General features: G+C 62.0%; 10 protein-coding genes. 3 read left to right on the top strand and 7 right to left on the bottom strand.

Annotated elements, in window-relative coordinates:
• The first annotated feature begins 21 nt into the window (after window positions 1-21).
• The 3 genes from ASD75_RS09460 (at window position 22) to ASD75_RS09470 (ending at window position 2,842) form a co-directional block, all read left to right on the top strand.
• Window positions 22-660, top strand: a complete 639-nt coding sequence (locus tag ASD75_RS09460; protein ID WP_056745208.1) for a LexA family transcriptional regulator — start codon at window positions 22-24, stop codon at window positions 658-660.
• Entirely contained in the window at window positions 657-1,442 is a 786-nt protein-coding gene (locus ASD75_RS09465; RefSeq protein WP_056745037.1) for a DUF5131 family protein, read from the top strand. The genes ASD75_RS09460 and ASD75_RS09465 overlap by 4 nt, the downstream gene beginning before the upstream one ends.
• Window positions 1,443-1,615: 173 nt before the next feature.
• Complete coding sequence (locus ASD75_RS09470) at window positions 1,616-2,842, top strand: three-Cys-motif partner protein TcmP (protein ID WP_056745039.1); 1,227 nt, start codon at window positions 1,616-1,618, stop codon at window positions 2,840-2,842.
• A 24-nt stretch (window positions 2,843-2,866) separates the two neighbouring features.
• Here ASD75_RS09470 and tcmP read toward each other — a convergent pair whose 3' ends face one another.
• From tcmP to ASD75_RS09505, 7 genes are all read right to left on the bottom strand, one after another.
• Entirely contained in the window at window positions 2,867-4,066 is a 1,200-nt protein-coding gene (gene tcmP / locus ASD75_RS09475; RefSeq protein ID WP_056745041.1) for a three-Cys-motif partner protein TcmP, read from the bottom strand.
• A gap of 513 nt (window positions 4,067-4,579) precedes the next feature.
• Entirely contained in the window at window positions 4,580-7,534 is a 2,955-nt protein-coding gene (locus ASD75_RS09480) for a Tn3 family transposase (RefSeq protein WP_056745043.1), read from the bottom strand.
• Between the two features lie 300 nt (window positions 7,535-7,834).
• Window positions 7,835-10,144, bottom strand: coding sequence for a transglycosylase domain-containing protein (locus tag ASD75_RS09485; protein WP_156400988.1), 2,310 nt, complete (start codon window positions 10,142-10,144; stop codon window positions 7,835-7,837).
• Window positions 10,145-10,262: 118 nt separating this feature from the next.
• Entirely contained in the window at window positions 10,263-12,416 is a 2,154-nt protein-coding gene (ligA, locus tag ASD75_RS09490; RefSeq protein ID WP_056745046.1) for an NAD-dependent DNA ligase LigA, read from the bottom strand.
• A gap of 14 nt (window positions 12,417-12,430) precedes the next feature.
• Complete coding sequence (locus ASD75_RS09495; RefSeq protein ID WP_056745048.1) at window positions 12,431-13,546, bottom strand: hypothetical protein; 1,116 nt, start codon at window positions 13,544-13,546, stop codon at window positions 12,431-12,433.
• Between the two features lie 16 nt (window positions 13,547-13,562).
• A complete protein-coding gene (gene smc, locus ASD75_RS09500) occupies window positions 13,563-17,087 on the bottom strand; it encodes a chromosome segregation protein SMC (protein ID WP_056745050.1) in 3,525 nt (1,174 codons plus the stop codon).
• Between the two features lie 261 nt (window positions 17,088-17,348).
• The gene (locus tag ASD75_RS09505; protein ID WP_056745052.1) at window positions 17,349-18,413 is read right to left on the bottom strand and encodes a diguanylate cyclase; all 1,065 of its coding nucleotides are present in this window, start codon (window positions 18,411-18,413) and stop codon (window positions 17,349-17,351) included.
• Window positions 18,414-18,426: the final 13 nt, after the last annotated feature.

An 18,426-nucleotide genomic window follows, 5' to 3' on the forward strand; every position in this document is an offset into this window, starting at 1 on the left:
TTGTTCACTAAAATATCGAGCATGGCCCGAACCAACCGCGACACGATGCATTTGCTCAGTCTCCGAGCGCTGTATAGGAGTGAGGGATGCTTTCCGTCTTACAGTCGGATCGCTTCCCATCTGGGGTTCAAGGCCAAAAACGCCGCCTTCAAGCTCATCGGCCGACTCATCTCAAGTGGGCACTTGGTGAAGTCTCCTGGGGGACGCGTGGCACCGAGCGAGAGATTCTTTACGTTGGACCTCAGTGACGACGAGGTGCGCGCAGGATTTGGTGCCGACTTTGAGGCCAATGGCCTTATGCAAGCTCAGGCTCTAGACCAAATGCTGACGGCAAAGCCTCTAAAAACCGTCTTTGTAAAGTTGCGCGGCGATTCAATGGTGGACGCTGGGATCCTGAGCGGGGACATCGCAGCGGTTGAGATTGCGCATCAAGCTGCACCAGGCGAAATCGTGATTGCGGAGGCGGATGGCCACGTCACGGTGAAAGAATTCCAGATGTTCGAGGGACGGCCTCGCCTAGTGCCTCGAAACGCCAGCATGCAGCCTCTAGAACCTCAAAAATCGCTGAGGATCATTGGTGTGGTCAGGGGAATTGTGCGAACTTTTAGACCACCGCCAACCGGCAAGGCTAAGCTAACGAAGTGGGGGGTAACGGTATGACAACTACCAGCAAAATTGAGTGGACAGAGCAAACGTGGAATCCAACAGTGGGTTGCACCAAGATTTCTCCTGGGTGTAAACACTGCTATGCGGAAGCCATGGCAAAACGACTCAAGGCAATGGGCACGCCGGGCTATGAGAACGGATTTGCTTTGACGCTCTTGCCGGACCGCCTCAATGATCCCATCAAGCGTAAGAAGCCGACGGTCTACTTTGTGAACTCAATGTCCGACCTCTTTCATGAGCGGGTACCCAATGAGTACATTGAGAAGGTGTTTGAGGTGATTGCGCAGACGCCACACCACACGTACCAAATTCTGACGAAACGGGCTGCCAGGATGGAACGCTTTTTCCGGCATCGCTCTGTTCCGAGCAACGCTTGGCTAGGCGTGTCCGTGGAGGACCGGAAATATGGAGTGCCTCGCATCGATCATCTGCGCAAGGTGCCGGCGAGTATTCGGTTTCTTTCCGTAGAACCGCTTCTTTCCGATGTGGGGGAGCTTGACCTCACAGATATTCACTGGGTCATCGTCGGTGGTGAATCGGGGCCCAAGGCGCGTCCGATGAAAACTGAATGGGCGGAGGCTGTGCGTGTTCAATGCCAAGAACAGGAGGTCGCATTCTTCTTCAAACAGTGGGGTGGCTGGGGTGCAGATGGCAAAAAACGTGCGAAGGCAGCCAACGGACGCGAACTCAACGGACGTACTTGGGACGAAATGCCGACTACTGTTGTTCAACGTGTGACCATTCCCATAAGGCTGGAACAAAGCGCTCAGTTGTGAAGTGTCAAGACCTTGATTCTTGAGCAGCCGAGCTTGGTTAGGGAGGCTCTGCACTCAGTACCGCGGCGATATCATGCAGCAGGCCCTCAGCAACAACAAAGATGGTGAAACACTCCGATAAGTACGTTTGGGTAGTTGGTTCCTCACCACCACCACTGGACCCCCACAGTGTTGTGAAGCATGAAATCGTCCGGGAGTACCTGAGCCGCTATGTTCAGGTGCTCATGAGCAACTACGTCATTGATCGGCTGGTCCTTTCCATCGTGGATGGCTTTGCGGGAGGTGGAGAGTACAGCGGGGAGAAGGCGGGCGAATTCGTGCCTGGCTCCCCACAAATCGTGATTGACGCGTTAACCGAGCAAGGTGCACTTCTGAACGTGGGTCGCGAGAAGCCGCGTACCCTGGACGTGCGCTACTACTTCGTCGAGAAGACGCGCTCAAACTTTGAATACCTGAACGCGCTTTTGACAGCCCGATATGGGGTTCATCGCAAGGGACAAGACATCATCACTTTGCCAGGGACGTTTCAGAAAAACTTTGCTGGGATCCGGAAGGACATTCAGAGAAGGTCTAGAAAACACCGGTCGATATTCCTCCTTGATCAGTACGCCTGGGACCAAGTCCCAGGCGCATTGCTCAAAGAAATCTTCAGCACCATCGAAGGTGCCGAGGTCATCCTTACTTTCGCTGTCGATAGCCTGATTTCATTTCTCAGCGACAACCATAAGAGCCGCGAGAAGATGGCGCAAATGGGTTTCGCGGAGTACATCGATTGGACTGCGCTCGAATCCTTGCGGGGCACGAGCGGGCCCGCCTGGCGAGCGGCCATTCAGCGTAACTTGGCCAATGCGCTCATACGGACCAGTGGCGCGCGACATTCCACCATCTTCTATGTGACACCGCTCGGTAGCAGTCCTTGGACGTATTGGCTCGTGCACCTGTCGAACAACTACAAGGCGCGCGATGTCATGATGGAAATTCATTGGGGCAAGTCCAACCAATTCACGCACTACCTTGAACCAGACATGTTCACGCTTGGCTACTCTGCAAGCAAGGACGGTGAAGTGACAAGTCAGGACGCGCTCTCGTTTGGCGAAGAGTTTCAGTTCGACAAGCTTGCTGCACACAAGTGCACCTCGGGATTGGAGCGCAAGCTTGTGCCTTGGGTATTTGACAAAGGCGACCAAGCGGTCACCTTTCGCGAGCTGGCCCACCACGTGGGCAGCAACACCCCCGCAACGGAAAAAATGCTCAAGGCATCTCTGGATGAGGCCATCCGCTGCGGCGATATTCTCGTGACGACCAAGAATGGCGGCCAACGCAGGAAGGGCAGTTCATTGGAGGCCGAAGATCAGCTGTCGGCACCAAAACAGCGATCTCTGATCCATCTTCCACAATGAATGCGATTGTCAGCGCGAGATGCGCTACAGCAGGACAAGCCTCTCCGCCTTTTCTGGGTGCAAGGGCCGCGTGTTTCGGGGATGCTGAGCATCCAGATTTTTGAGTTTTCCGGCCTTGGTCAGGCGCAACAGTGAGGCTTGCAAGTCTTGTGGCATCCAGTTTGTCGCCTCCAGAATATCGGCGAAGACGGGCTCACCCACTACCGTTGGAACTTGGCTGAGAGTGGTAAGCCAGTATCGATCCACGTCGTTCGCGTTGTCCAGTCCTGCGGGCGTCATCGGCATCTCGTCGGCAAACATGTCCCGAATACCGCTCGCTTCTTCGCGCGCATCTTTGCGGCGATCAGCGCGCACGCGTTGCTGTATGGCCTCAACTCCATGGGAAATAGTCATGAACTCGATGGTGCCCTTCGGATGGCTACTGAGATAGACCAGGTGATACTTGGCCCGTTCGCGGCTCGGATCAAGGACTCGAACGTAGGCTGTGCGTCCGATGAAGGGACTTCGCTGGGGTGGAAGAGCTGCTTTGAGGCTGCTGCGATAGTGCCCCAGTAGTTTCTCCTCGCGGTCCTGCGGCGAGTGATGCTCAAGCTCTTGCACTGCCTCAATCGGCACTCCCAGGAACTCCGCGATGTCGGACTGCCACTCAGCCATGGATGCAGTGCGATTGATGAAATCGTAAATGAAGTTGATCAGAAACTCGGAACGCGGCCGTTGGAGGAGTGGTCTGAGCTTGTCAATTCCAATTGACTTCCAGCCCTTCGGGTCGACGAAGAAAAAAGTAAACGAATCGCGTCCGCTCCAAGTGAGGATTTGCTCACGGAGATCCACAAAGTCCCCATGAAAGCACTTTGCGCTCACCGTATCGGGCGTTGCGGTATCTAGGTATCGTTCAAGGTTTGCGAAAGCTTGGTCATCCCTTTCGATGTAGAGGGCTCGCATTGACGCCGTGACGCCAAGTTCAGCAAGCTTCTGCCGACACTTAGCCATAGTCCTCAAAGATACGGCGATGGATGTGCTCTCCAGTTCGCTCGTGCCCCATGGGCCGGAGAAGCAGTCAACGTAGCAAATCTCTATCGTTCCCTGCCTCTTGGCCGCCATGCCCACGATCAGCATGAGCTTCTCAAGGTAGCTTTCCAGCAGTTGGTGCTTTATCCAAGCCTGCTCTCGACCCCTGTAGCTTGGCGGGACTAATGAGGGCGCAGCTTCAAACGCCCCTGTCATTCAATAACTCCAAACATCCGCACTTATCGCCTCCCGTTTTTTGCTCAAGATTGGTCTGTGATCCATGTTACGAGAGCATTGCGCAAAGTTGCAAGAAGTCTCTGGACGTGATGGACAGGTATCACCTGCTCGAATGCGCCGTGGCGGGTAATCTCTTGCTCAATGTGGGCAAAGCCGAGTGTCAGCACATGACTGTGGCGCATTGCAAGTTGAGCGCCAACTCCAGCCGACCTAACTGCCCGCCACACTCGGCCCGTGACCTAAGGTCTATCACAGGCGACGAAGCGACCACCGGCACCTTGTAGCGCCTAGTTATCGATGGTGTGGCCTTTAGGAAAAGAGATCGTTTCGGCGGTGCATTTCGAACGTCCGGCTCTAACTCTACTTTCCGGTTTTGCACGAAATAAATGAAAAAGCGAAATGGCCAGAAAAGCTAAGTCATTGATTCGTATAGAACAGCTTTCCGATTTTGCATAGAAAAAATGGAAATTGGAAATGCAACGTCGTTTGGGCTCAACTGGCTCGGGCCCGTTTTGGCGCTGCGTGCTCTCGAAGGAGCACGCTCGCATACCGGTCCACGCTAAAGCTCATCAGGCCCCGAAAATTGATGTGTCCGAAGTGCACAGGGCCGATGCGCCGCAGTACGTTTTCCTCGATGCGTTGACCACCGGACTTCAACCGATCCACGGTTTCCTGCAGCTTCAGGGTGTTCCAGCCGATCACCATATTGGTCAGTAGTGCGTGAGCACCAGATATGGATCTGAGTTCGTCGCGGCGGCGGCCGCGCTCAGCAGCAACGCGACCATAGTAGATGGCGCGTTGTAGCAAGTGAACCGATTCGCCACGATTGAGAAGAGTGTGGATCTCCCGCCTGAAGGTATCGTTGGTGAAGTAGTCACACAGAAATACGGAGCGAAGCAGGCGTCCATACTGATCCAGGCAGCGGCGCACGTCATCTCCAGCAGCCGCGCTCCCGTGGCGAGCCAGTGCCCAGGCCACACTGACGCGTCCGGATTTGATCGAGGCAATGAGCCGCATTGTCTGATCCCAACCATCACGGATGGCTTTTTCGGTAATCGTGGGAATGGCCACTTTCTCCAGGGCGTCGGGCACCTTGATCGAGCGGGGCGTCCAGATTTTGCGGTCTGGTAGGCCCGCCAATTGCGGGCACAGATCGAATCTGAGCAGCTTGGCCACACTCATGCCGGAATAGGTATAGCCGTGTGTATCAACGGCAAGAAGATCGACTTTGATGCGGTCCTCACTGTTGGAGTTGTATGCGTCAATCCCGTGCACAGCGGGAGCATCCTGGCGCGTCATCAACACAATAGGTTGATCGAAGATGACGGGGTAGCTGCCAAGAATGTGGGTGTAGATACCTGCGGCAGCGGTCTTTCTACGAGGATCGGTTCGGGCAATAGACAGGTGACGGGTAGCGTCCAGTGCCATCATGTCCGAAGAGGCTTTTGTCCCGTCGCTCCAGAGATTCACGATTGGGAAACGCTGCTGAAACGCGACTACACTGTCGTTGGCCGCCCGCAGGCGACCAGGTGCTTCCAGCATGCGCATGGCGGCAGAAACGTGACTCACAGGAACGCCTGGAATCATGGAAGCGGCAGCTTTTGCGTCGATCTCGGTGCCGTGGGCTAGCAAGCCTGCATACAGGGCAACAAGCTCCTGGGCAGTCTCAGGCTGACGCCCCAGCAGCGTCGTGCTGATCTGGGTGCGACTGTCGATCTCCAAGATGATGTCTGGCAACTGCGTTGTGCCAATGATTTCACTCAAGAACTGGTTCGTGCGGCGCAGCTCTGGCTCTTCCTCCATGGCCCTGATGGCCGGGATCCTGACGGAACCGCCTTCATCGATTTCGAGCAACCCTTTCTCTAGTCCGGCCTCAACATCTGCAAGACCCGCCCGCAGCAATTCGTATTGAAGATCGAGAGCCCTTCTTGGGTCTAGCTCCAGGCCGTAGGCTTCGCAAAGAGCTTCCTTATTTCGATCCCATTCTTCCTGGGGGATTAAGAGACTCTCTTTGCTTTGATAGGTGGCACTGTGATTGACGTAGAGGCTCCCCCCGAGCAGCCCCTTACGAATGCGCAGCAACGCGCACCCCTCAAAAGCCTGAAGAGCTGCTACGCGGTCAGGTACTTCCAGCAAGGGCCGCCATTTCGAATCGACCAGTGATGTGTCAAATTCCGTTGGCAGCTCCTTGGCCCCAGCCGCTTTCAATTTCTGTAGAGCGGCAAGGAGCTTGCAGTCAGGATGCGCTGGATCCGCTTGCAGATCCAGGCACGTCATCCCGTTGAGTACAGTACGAACCCTCGTCGTTTGTTCCGTCAGGGTTTCCCTCACAACCTCAGCATGGCTGACAGGAGGGAGCCCCAAGACATCCTCAGCAAGAGCCATGATGGCTGCAAGGCGCTCCTCGGCGTTCATGTCAGTGTTGGCCGCTATGTCCCGCATCGATTCGATGGAGCAGCGGTACTCATGAGCCCGTTGCGCCTGTTTTGCTTGCACGCGTTTGGTTCCCGAACGAACGATGTCGCTGGTATGCCGGTTGTTGCGAAAAATAGCTTCGTCGCTGAGTTCGCCCAGCAGATGCTTGAGGAAACACACTATCTCTACAGAGCGGGTGTCTTCGATTCGGCGCGCGGTCTCCGAGGGCGGTCGGTTCACCACCGCTTGGGCGAAGGCGTGGATGCGTCCGATGGAAAGTCCTTCTAGCTTCCACAAATGGACGCCGAGCGCCTTCAGGGCGTCTATACGCGTGTTGAGCTCCTTGAGGGCCTTTAAGCTGTGTTTGCCTGCTGATTGCTTGAGCCACTCAAGGACTGAAATCCCAGGCGTCATGCTCTCCTCGTGCATGACCTTGAGGATTGCGCGGAGGCGCACTGGGGTCACTGCGGCGCGAATGGTGGTGAGCGCCAATTCCTCGACCACCCGGAAGGCCGACCGAGCGAGGTCTTGAAGGTGGCGCTTGCCGGGCAGGACAATCTTGTTGTCGAAAAGCCATTGCTCGGCAGAGTTGAAGACCTCATCCACCGAAGCGGCATCGATGGCTTGCTGAGAAAGTGCTGCTCGCAAACGCTCTTCGGCGCTTGTGTCGTAGGCCGCTAGGCCAAGCTTCTCTCGAACCCAGGCCCGATGGTTGGCGAGAGTGCGATCTGCGTTCTGGTACAGCGCCTTGAGAGACCCTATCGCGGTGGTATTGGCGTGGATGCCAAGCTGCTCACACAACAAGCGCAGCATTGCGGTTGGCATTCTGAGTTTGCTGTCTGGATTCCTACCAGTTAGGGCAAGGAAAGAAAGCTGGACAGCAAGCCCGAGGTGGTAGCGCTTTGCATAGTTGCTATCCCGAATCTCCTTGACCAAACGGTCAGGCAGGCGGCAGTGCAACTGCACATCGTCAGCGTTCAGGCCCGATGGAAGTTTCTCGTAGCCGACGAATCTGTACCGGTAGCTCGACATCAGCGTCCTCCCCAATGCAGGAGACACTATAAAACGCTGCTAAGTTGTTGTCGCTAAGGAGTTTTTTGACGCAGGATTCCGATTTTGCATTGAAACCGAGATCACCCCCAGTGGCACGCGCGCCGCGATGAGCGGATGAATGGAGTGGACATGGCCGGTACGCGGAGCCCGGAAAAGCCCCCCGGGGACGGCACATGGAACAAATTCACCGCCGCGCATCCTAGCGGCGGTCTTGGGCCGGCGCCAGCAAAAAAGTGGCCGGTCCGAGCGAAATCGCGCGCGCTTGTCCGGCCGATGCCTTCAGCCGCCCACACGTTCCTCGGCGGGCACGGGCGGGTAGCCCGGATCGGTCGTGACGGGAGGCTGGCCTTGGCCTCCAGGCGGCCGGGGCACCGCAGGGCCAAGGGGCCAGGCTGGCGCAGGGGCCGCTGGCGCTGGCTGCGCCGTGTCGCGGCCGAACAGCCCGCGTATCCACTCGCGCATGGCACCGAGCGAGCTGTCTGCCGGTGGCGGCGTGCTGGTATCGAATTCATCGAAGAACCGCTCCTGGCCATCAATCACCTTGTTGCGGATGGCCTGCTGCATGAACTCGCCCACCATGGGCAACGCACTGCGCGCGCCCTGCCCCCAGTAGTCGCTGCGCAGCGTGATGCGCCCGTCGTTGAAGCCGGCCCATGCGCCTGCCACCACGCGGGTGTGCATCAGGATGAACCAGCCATCGGTGTTGTCTTGCGTGGTGCCGGTCTTGCCCGCCACATCGGCCTGGATGCCATACCGCGTGCGGATGGCTGTGGCCGTGCCCCGGTCCACGGCACCGCGCATGGTGTTGCGCAGGGTCTGGGCAGCCCGGGGCTGGAAGACCTCTTCCGGCACGGGCTTGGCAAAGGTCTCCAGCACCTTGCCGTGGCGGTCTTCGATGCTGGTGATGAGCACAGGCTCCACATAGCGGCCCAGGTTCACGATGCTGCTGTAGGCCGAGATCATCTCCTTGAGCGTGACCGGGCTGGTGCCCAGTGCGAGGGACGGAACCTCCTCCAGCTTGGACTGCCGCACGCCCAGTGCGCGTGCCACTTCGGCCACGCGGGCCGGGCCCACCTGCTGCATCACCTGCGCGGTGATGGTGTTCTTGGACAGCGCGAGGCCATCGGCCAGCGTCATGGGCTGGTCGCTGGGCGGGCCACCGTCGGTGGGGCGCCAGACGCGGCCACCGCCCAGCGGGATTTCGACGGCGGTATCCATCAACGTGTCTTCGGGCGTGGCGCCGTTAGCAAACGCGGCGCCGTACACAAACGGCTTGAAGGTAGAGCCCGGCTGGCGGCGCGCTGCCTGCACGTGGTCAAACGGGTCTTGCGCAAAGTCGCGGCTGCCCACCCAGGCCAACACATGGCCGGTGACCGGGTCTTGCGCCAGAAAGCCCGCCTGCACACGCGTCTTTTCGGCGCGCAGCTTGGCCATGAAGGAGGCGTCATCCATCAGCGCCTTCAGGGCGTCGTCAGGGGTGTCGCCTTTGTCCACGGCCGCGCGGTATTCGGCGCTCTCGCGCACCAGGGTCTGCACCAGCTCGTTCTTGGGGCCCCAGCCGTTGCGCTGCGACCAGGCGGTGTCTGCCACGCCTTGCAATTGCCGGCCCTGCCGTGCCACCGCCTGGTTGGCATAGGCCTGCAGGCGCGAATCGATGGTGGTGCGAATCACCAGACCGTCCGAATACAGGCTGTAGCCCTTGCTGTCGGCCCAGTCGATGAGCTGTTTGCGCAGCTGGATCGCAAAGTGCGGCGCCGGGCCCATCACCTCCGTCTGGCGTTCGAAGTTGATGCGCAGCGGGCGTTTTTGCAGGGTCTCGAACTGCTTGGCATCGAGCTTGCCCCGCTTGACCATCTGCGACAGCACCGTGTTGCGGCGGGCCTGCGCGCGCTCGGGGTTGAGCACCGGATTGTAGTAGGCCGTGCCCTTGAGCATGCCAATCAGGGTGGCGCTTTCCAGCACATTGAGCTTGTCGGCCGACTTGTCGAAATAGGTGCGCGCGGCCATCTCGATGCCGTAGGCGTTGTACAGAAACGGCACGGTGTTGAGGTAGGTCTCCAGGATTTCGTCCTTGGAATACGACGCCTCGATCTTGAGCGCGGTGATCGCCTCCTTGAGCTTGCGCGTGAGCGTGCGCGAGCGCCCGATTTCCTCTGGGAATAGATTGCGCGCCAGCTGCTGGGTGATGGTGGAGCCGCCCTGCGGGTCCCCACGCAGCGTCAGCACCACCGACGACGCCGTGCGCCGCCAGTCCAGCCCGAAGTGCTTGTAGAAGCGGTGGTCCTCGGTTGCTATCAGCGCGTCTACCACGTTGGGCGAAATCTGGTTCAGCTCCACCCATTCGCGGTTGGCCCAGCGGTATTCGGCCAGCAGCTTGCCGTCGGCCGACATGAGCTGCGCCGGCAGCTCGCTCTTGGCCTTGCGGATGTCGCTGATGCCGGGAGTAAAAGGCACCAGCGCCAGCGTGAACACCAGCAGCGCAGCGGGCACCGCCACCACCGTCCACAGCAGCAGGCGCCGCACGGGCCGGGGAACCCAGGCCAACAGGCCCGCCATGCGGGCCCGGAAAGAAAGCAGCCAGTTGTGCATCAATGAATCGCCGGGAGATTGGGGGTCGCTTCAGGACCGCCCCACCAGGGGCTGGTCAGGAAGGAGAAAGGGGAATGAGAACGCGAAAAAAGAGTCGGGCATGGTGCACCGTGCTCCGTCAGACACCCTGGCCTGACAACAGTTCCAGCATGCCGGCTTCGTCGAGCACGGGCACACCCAGTTCCTGGGCCTTGGCCAGCTTGCTGCCGGCTTCTTCGCCCGCCACCACGTAGCTGGTCTTTTTGCTGACGGAGCCCGCCACCTTGGCACCAGCCGCCTCCAGCAGGTCTTTGGCGGCGTCTCGGCTCAGCGTTGGCAAGGTACCGGTCAGCACCACCGTCTTGCCCGCCAGGATCTGCGGAGCGCGCTCGGCCACCGGCCCCTCGGGCCAGGTCACGCCGCAGGCGCGCAGTTGCTCGACCACCTCGCGGTTGTGCGGTTGCTGGAAGAAAGTGTGCAGGCTCTGCGCCACCACGGGGCCCACGTCGTTCACCTCCAGCAACTGCTCCACGCTGGCGTCCATGATGGCGTCCAGTGTGCCAAAGTGCCGTGCGAGGTCCTTGGCCGTGGCCTCGCCCACGTGACGCAGTCCCAGGCCGAACAGAAAACGTGGCAAGGTGGTCTGCTTGGATTTTTCGAGCGCAGCCAGCACGTTCTGGGCCGATTTTTCGGCCATGCGCTCCAGCGCAATCAGCGAGGTCAGGCCCAGCCGGTACAGGTCGGGCAGCGTGCGGATCACATTGGCATCCACCAGCTGGTCCACCAGCTTGTCGCCCAGGCCCTCGATGTCCATGGCGCGGCGCGCGGCAAAGTGCAGGATGGCTTCCTTGCGCTGCGCGGCACAGAACAGGCCGCCCGTGCAGCGGTGGTTGGCCTCGCCTTTTTCGCGCACCACGGCGCTGCCACACACGGGGCAGGCCTTGGGCATACGGAAGTTGGGGACGTAAATCTCGCGAGGAGGGTTTCCGTGATGCCGCTTGACGGGCACACCATCAACAGAAATGACTTCCGTCGCATCCGTGAGTGGGGGCATCACTCCCACGACTTCGGGAATCACATCGCCGGCTCGGCGCACGATCACCTGATCGCCCACCCGCACGCCTTTTTTGCGAATTTCGAATAGGTTGTGCAGCGTGGCGTTAGTGACGGTAACCCCGCCGACAAAAACTGGTGTCAGGCGCGCCACGGGTGTGATCTTGCCGGTGCGCCCCACCTGCACGTCGATGCCTTCGACCTTGGTGGCCATCTCCTGCGCGGGGTACTTGTGCGCCACGGCCCAGCGCGGCTCGCGGGTCTTGAAGCCCAGGTCGCGCTGCAGCTGCAGCGAGTTGACCTTGTAGACGACGCCGTCAATGTCGTACGGCAGCGCATCGCGGCTGGCACCTACCTGCTGGTGAAACGCTACCAATTCAGTAGCACCCACCGCAATTTGTACCTGCGCTGCCACAGGAAAACCCCAGGATTTCAACGTCTGCAGCATCTCGAAATGCGTGCGGAACACGGGCCCACCCTCGGCAGGCGGCGTGATGGCGCCCAGGCCATAGGCAAAAAAGCTCAGGGGCCGCTGGGCGGTGATGTTGGAGTCCAGCTGGCGCACCGCACCCGCAGCCGCATTGCGTGGGTTCACAAAGGTCTTGCCGCCCTGCTCCCGCTGGCGCTCGTTCAGCGCGTCGAAGTCGGCGCGGCGCATGTAGACCTCGCCGCGCACTTCGAGCAAAGAAGGCACGCCGTCGGGCAGGGTCAGCGGAATCTGGCGGATGGTGCGGATGTTGTGCGTCACGTCCTCGCCCACCTCGCCATCACCGCGCGTGGCGGCCTGCACCAGGCGGCCGTTTTCATAGCGCAGGCTCATGGCCAGGCCGTCAAACTTGGGCTCGGCCACGTATTCGATGGCAGGGTCAGCATCCGTCAGACCCAGCTCGCGCCGCACGCGGGCATCAAACGCCTGGGCGCCCGTGGCCTCGGTGTCGGTTTCGGTGTAAATGCTGAGCATGGGCACCGTATGGCGCACGGGGGCCAGGCCCTCCATCACCGCGCCAATCACGCGCTGCGTGGGCGAATCCGGAGTGACCAGATCGGGGTGCGCGGCTTCCAGGGCCTGCAGCTCGCGGAACACGCGGTCGTATTCGGCATCGGGCACGGTGGGCTCGTCCAGCACGTAGTACTGGTGGGCCCAGTGGTTGAGCTGGTCGCGAAGTGCTTTGATTTTGATAGCTGGTTGCGCTTGATCCACTAGCGCTGGAGCCGAAAAAAGATCCAGATTGTCGGTCATGGCCGCACCGGCGCTCAGCTGAAAAGGCGCCGCGCCAGCACCGACCCCGCCGACAGATCGCGTCCATCGAGCTGGTCATACAGCAGCTCCAGGTCCGCAGCGATCGGGTCCATGGCCATGGCGGGCAGCGGCGTGCCGTTCTGGTCGCACAGCACGCCATCCATGGCCTGGCACAGGGCGGCGGCCACGTCGCGCAGGCGGGCAAAGGGCTGCTCGGTGCGGTGCACCTGGGCGACATCCAGGCTCAGGGTGATGTCGCGAATCGCGGACTGGTCCGGGTCTTCGGCCAGCGCGGCCTGGGTGTCGTACCCCAGGGTGAGCAAGGGCGGCAGGCCCTGGGTGCTGGCGGGCAGCACCAGGCGGCCGGGCATGGCGCCGGGCACGAAGCCCAGGCGGGCAGCGTTCTGCTGCACGTAGCCAGGGCTCCAGGCGGCCTGGCGGGCGCGCAGCATGAACATGAGCTGGGCGTCGTGGTCGCTGGCGAACTGGTCCAGCTCACGCGCGCGGGCCACTTCCTGCAGCATGTCGGGGAAGTCGGGGGCGGCGTTGATGGTGTCGGCAAAGGCCTGGGCCTTGACCACGAACTCGGAGAACTCGATCTCGTTGAGCGCGCCCATGCGGTTGGCCAGTTGCACGCCGGCCTGGAAAGACTGGTAGCGCTGGCCAGGGGCCGGGGTCTCCCACTGCTGGGTGGCTTCGTTCAGGCCTTCGATGGCAAAGGGCTTGCTGCCTGCGCGGCGGGTGGGCGGCAGCGCGGCCAGCGCCGCATCGCCCGACACCACATGCTCGGGCTGCAGCGAAGCGATCACATCGATGAGCGGGTCCAGCCCGGGGCGGCGATCGGACGAAAACGGGGGCACGGGCAGTTGCAGGGCGTCGCCCGCGTCCACGGTGTGTTCAGACGGCTCCGGCCCCCTGTCCAGGCCATGGAACTCGCTGGGCGGCATTGCCCCCGCTGCACCGGCATCAAAACCGGGCTCCAGGCGCTGCGCGGGCTCTGCCGCTGGGTCATGCTCCGTAGGCAAGGCGCGCTTGGGCGCGTTGCGGCGCGAGGTCCAGGTGTTGTAGGCCACGATCAGGGCCAGCACCAGGCCACCGATGATGGCGAGACTCAGTTGCAATGTGCTCATGTTTGAATCAATGGGTTCAAGCGTCCACCATCGTCAGGGCCGACTCCATGTCGACAGCCACGATGCGCGACACGCCCTGCTCCTGCATGGTCACGCCGATCAGTTGCTCGGCCATTTCCATCGCGATCTTGTTGTGGCTGATGAACAGGAACTGTGTGCCCTTGCTCATGCTGGACACCAGCTTGGCATAACGCTCGGTATTGGCGTCGTCCAGCGGCGCGTCCACCTCGTCCAGCAGGCAGAACGGCGCGGGGTTGAGCTGGAAGATGGCAAACACCAGCGCGATGGCCGTGAGGGCCTTTTCGCCCCCCGACAGCAGGTGAATGGTCTGGTTCTTCTTGCCGGGTGGCTGGGCCATCACCTGCACGCCGGAATCGAGGATTTCGTCACCGGTGATGATGAGCTTGGCCTGGCCGCCCCCGAACAGCTCGGGGAACATGCGGCCAAAGTGCGCGTTCACGGTGTCGAACGTGCCCGAGAGCAGCTGGCGCGTTTCGCCGTCGATCTTGCGGATCGCGTCTTCCAGTGTGTTCATGGCTTCGGTCAGGTCGGCGGTCTGCGCATCGAGGAACACCTTGCGCTCGCTGGCGAGCTTCAATTCATCCAGCGCGGCCAGGTTGACGGCGCCCAATGCCGCGATCTCGCGGTGCAAGCGGTCGATTTCGCTCTGCAGGCCGCCCATGCGCACATTGCCCTCGGTGATTGACTGGGCCACGGCTTCCAGATCGGCCTGAGCGTCTTGCAGCAAGGTGGTGTACTGCTCCAGGCCCAGGCGCGCGGCCTGTTCCTTGAGCTGGAACTCAGTAATGCGCTGGCGCAGCGGGTCGAGCGCGCGCTCCAGCTGCATGCGGCGCTCGTCGCTGGCGCGCAGCTTGGTCGTCAGATCGTCGTATTCGCTGCGCTGGGCGGCGAGCGCCTTTTCGCGCTCCATCTTCACTTCCAGCGCGGCCTGCAGGCCGCCTTGCGCAGCCGCATCCGACAGGCGGGCAAGCTCATCGCGCGCACGCTGCTCTTCGTCGGCCAGGGCCTTGGCCTGTTGTGTGGCGGTTTCGATAGAGCGGTTGAGTTCGCCCCGGCGCGCCTCCAGGCTGCGCTGCGAGAACGTGGCCTCCTGCGCCTGGCGCTCCAGCGTGCGCTGCTGTTCGCGGCACGCGGTGAGCTTGCGTTCGGCCTCAATGACCTTGTCGCCCAGCTGGGCCTCGCGCTCCTGGCTGTCGGCCAGCTGCATGTCCAGCTCTTCAAAGCGGGCCTCGGCGGCCACGCGGCGTTCCTGCAGGTCGGCCAGCTGGGCTTCGACCTCGGCCAGGTCGCCATCGATCTGTGCGCTGCGGGCGCGGGTCTGCTCGGCCAGCTGGGTCAGGCGCAGGGTTTCGACCTGCAGCTCGTGGGCACGGCTTTGTGTTTCGGTGGCTTCGCGGCGTGCGGCCACGAGGCGCTGCGAGGCATCGGCATAGGCCGCTTCCGCACGGACCAAAGCGGTGCGTGATTCTTCGGCGATCAGGGCCTGCGCGCGCAATTCCTTTTCGAGGTGCTCGATCTCCTGCGCGCGGGCCAGCATGCCGGACTGCTCAGAGTCCTGCGCATAAAAGCTCACGCTGTGGGCGCTGACCGCATGGCCGGTAGGAACAAACACCACCTCCCCGGGTTGCAGCGTGCTGCGGCGGGCCAGGGCATCGTCCAGCGTGGGGGCGGTGTAGCAGCCTTGCAGCCAGTCCACCATCACGGCACGTAGGCCGGCATCGTTCAGGCGCAGCAGGTCGGACAGGCGAGCATGGGGCGACGATGTTTCCGGGTGGCCCGCAGCGGGGGCGCTGTAGAAGGCCAAGCGCGCGGGCGGCGCGTCGTTGCCGCCCGAGCCCAGGAAGCCGCGCACCATGTCCAGGCGCCCTACTTCCAAGGCGGCCAGGCGCTCGCGCAGCGCCGCTTCGAGCGCGTTTTCCCAGCCGGGTTCGATGTGGATACGGCTCCACAGGCCCTGCAGGCCATCGAGGCCGTGCTTGGCGAGCCAGGGGCGCAGCTTGCCGTCGGTCTTGACCTTTTCCTGCAGCGCCTTGAGGGCCTCCATGCGGGCCGACAGCTCGGCCTGGCGTGCGCTCTCGCTGTTAACTGCCTGCTGGCGGGCGCGGCGGTCGTCGTCCAGCTGGGGCACGGACTCCTGCAGCTCGTGCAGGCGGGCTGCGGTGGTTTCAGCGATCTCTTGCGCCTCTTCGAGCTGCTCGCGCAAGTTGGTCAGGCGGGCCTCATCGGGCGCGGCCAGCGCATTGCGGTCGGTGCGCAGGCGCTCGAAGCGGGCGTCCAGCTGGCGGCTTTGCTCGTCAAAGCTGCGCTGCTCGGCAGCGAGCACGCCAATCTGCTGCTGCACCTGCACCACGGCAGTCCGTTGCTCGGCCGTGCGGCTTTGCGCCTGGCGCAGTGCCTCTTCCAGGTCGGGCATCTGCATGGCTTGTTCTTCGACCTGGGCGGCCAGCAGCTCGGCGCGTTCTTCGGCGTCCACACCCGCACCGGCCAGGTTCTCCAGCTCGATGTCGGCCTCTTCCTTGCGGGTCTGCCACTGCGCGATCTGCTCGGCCAGTTGCACCAGGCGCTGTTCCACGCGCTGGCGGCCCTCGACCACGTAGCGGATCTCGGCTTCGAGCTTGCCGACCTCGGCCGTGGCTTCGTAGAGCTTGCCCTGGGCCTGGTTGACCTGGTCGCCCGCGGCGTAGTGGGCCTGGCGGATGGTTTCGAGGTCCGACTCGACCGCACGCAGGTCGGCCATGCGCGATTCAAGGTCGTTCACGGCCTGCAGGCCATCGAGGCGCACCTTGTTCTGCTGCTCCTCGGCCTCGGTCCGCTTCAGGAACCACAGCTGGTGCTGCTTGAGCGTCGCATCGGCGTGCAACGTGTTGTATTTGGCGGCCACCTCGGCCTGCTTTTCGAGCTTTTCGAGGTTGGCATTCAGCTCGCGCAGGATGTCTTCGACCCGCGTGAGGTTCTCGCGCGTGTCCGACAGGCGGTTTTCGGTCTCGCGGCGGCGCTCCTTGTATTTGGAGACGCCCGCAGCCTCTTCGAGGAACAGGCGCAGTTCCTCAGGGCGGCTTTCGATGATGCGGCTGATCGTGCCCTGGCCGATGATGGCGTAGGCACGGGGCCCCAGGCCGGTGCCCAGAAACACGTCCTGCACGTCGCGCCGACGCACGGGCTGGTTGTTCAGAAAGTAGCTGCTGGTGCCGTCGCGCGTGAGCACGCGGCGCACGGCCACCTCGCCGTACTGGCCCCACTGCCCGCCCGCACGGTGATCGGAGTTGTCGAAGACCAGCTCCACACTCGCGCGGCTGGCCTGCTTGCGGGTGGTGGTGCCGCTGAAGATCACGTCCTGCATGCTCTCGCCGCGCAGCTCGCTGGCCTTGCTCTCGCCCAGCACCCAGCGCACCGCGTCCATGATGTTGGACTTGCCGCAGCCGTTGGGGCCCACCACGCCCACCAGTTGCCCGGGCAGCATGAAGTTGGTGGGTTCAGCGAACGACTTGAAGCCAGAAAGCTTGATCGAGGTAAGACGCACGGATCAGAAGGCGGATAAATGCAGGAGGGACGCGGGGGTCAACCAGGGCGCCGGTGCGCAGTCCCGGCGTAAAACACACCGGCAGGGCCGGGTGTGGGCAAGGCCGGAATGATACCGCGCCGCCTGCCCGCCCCCCGGCCTCCAGGGCCGAGGGTGGCGCCTGGGGGCACTGCGCAGGCGAAAAATCGGCAAAAACGGCCTGATGCGCTAGTGTGATATGGCTTGTTTGCTATCAAATTTGATAGCTAAAAGCGGGCAACATCAATGCAGCACACACACCTGGTTACGCCCACCCGACTTGGCCTGGAACAGTGCTTCGTCTGCGCGGGCCACCGCCTGGGGCAGGTGCTGCAGTGCAGAGATTTCGCACGCGCCAATCGACACGGTGAGCTGCTCGGGATCGGTGATGCTCTCCACCGCGCGGCGCAGTTTCTCGGCCACCTTCAGCGCGTCGGGCAGCGCGGTCTGCGGCAGGCAGACCAGAAACTCCTCGCCGCCCCAGCGAATGATCTCGTCGCCACGCCGCAAGGTGTCGGTCAGCACCCGGGCCACCGCCTGCAGGGCCTTGTCGCCCGCGTCGTGGCCAAAACGGTCATTGATGCTCTTGAACCGGTCCAGGTCCATCAACAGGATGGACGAAACGGGCTCAAACAGCGAGGCGCGGTACACGCGCCGGTCGATCAGGTCCACCGCATGGCGGTTGAGCAGCCCGGTGAGCGCATCGTGGTAGGCGGCGCGCTGCAGCTCCTGGCGCTCGGCGGCCACGGTCATGAGAGATCCGAACAGCTCGGCCAGCCCTGCAAACAGGCTGACACCGACTTCGTCAAAGTAGCCATCACGGTCGGCGTACAGCAGAAAGATGCCGCTGTAGCCGTTGAAGGTGGAGGCGATGGGCAAGGCCAGCACGTGGTGGATGTCGTGGTGGCGGGCTGCGTCGCGCCAGGGCCCAAACGGCGAAAACTGCGACACCGTGAAAGGGCCCGCAGACTTGCCGTCCAGCGTGGTGAAGGCAGGGCCAATGCGGGTGAGCAGGTTGCGTTCGATGTTCAGCGATTCGGCATAGGCCGCCGCCGGGCCTGCAAACACCTGCGGGCGGATGGTGTGCGTGTCGGTCGGACCGAACCAGGTCCAGGCCAGGCGGATGTGGCTGGAGACATCCACAATGGCCTGGCACACCCCGCGAATGATCTCCAGCTCGCTGCGCCCCAGGATCAGCTTGGCCGAGCGCTTGAGCAGCATCTCGGCAATCACCGAGCGTTCGCGCTGCGCGTCAAAGCCCTGCGTCAATGGCGAGGGTGCGGGCGGCGAAGGCTTTTTGAAGAACATGAAGGCGGCAGCG

This window comes from Acidovorax sp. Root568, from assembly GCF_001427445.1.
GTDB classification, from domain to species: Bacteria; Pseudomonadota; Gammaproteobacteria; order Burkholderiales; family Burkholderiaceae_C; genus Acidovorax; species Acidovorax delafieldii.

Excerpts from the sequence above, each read along its gene's own strand:
- ASD75_RS09485 (WP_156400988.1), bottom strand. The coding sequence starts at position 10,144 with ATGCACAACTGGCTGCTTTCTTTCCGGGCCCGCATGGCGGGCCTGTTG.
- ASD75_RS09505 (WP_056745052.1), bottom strand. The coding sequence starts at position 18,413 with ATGTTCTTCAAAAAGCCTTCGCCGCCCGCACCCTCGCCATTGACGCAG.
- ASD75_RS09465 (WP_056745037.1), top strand. The coding sequence starts at position 657 with ATGACAACTACCAGCAAAATTGAGTGGACAGAGCAAACGTGGAATCCA.
- tcmP (WP_056745041.1), bottom strand. The coding sequence starts at position 4,066 with ATGACAGGGGCGTTTGAAGCTGCGCCCTCATTAGTCCCGCCAAGCTAC.
- ASD75_RS09495 (WP_056745048.1), bottom strand. The coding sequence starts at position 13,546 with ATGAGCACATTGCAACTGAGTCTCGCCATCATCGGTGGCCTGGTGCTG.
- ASD75_RS09460 (WP_056745208.1), top strand. The coding sequence starts at position 22 with ATGGCCCGAACCAACCGCGACACGATGCATTTGCTCAGTCTCCGAGCG.
- ASD75_RS09480 (WP_056745043.1), bottom strand. The coding sequence starts at position 7,534 with ATGTCGAGCTACCGGTACAGATTCGTCGGCTACGAGAAACTTCCATCG.
- ligA (WP_056745046.1), bottom strand. The coding sequence starts at position 12,416 with ATGACCGACAATCTGGATCTTTTTTCGGCTCCAGCGCTAGTGGATCAA.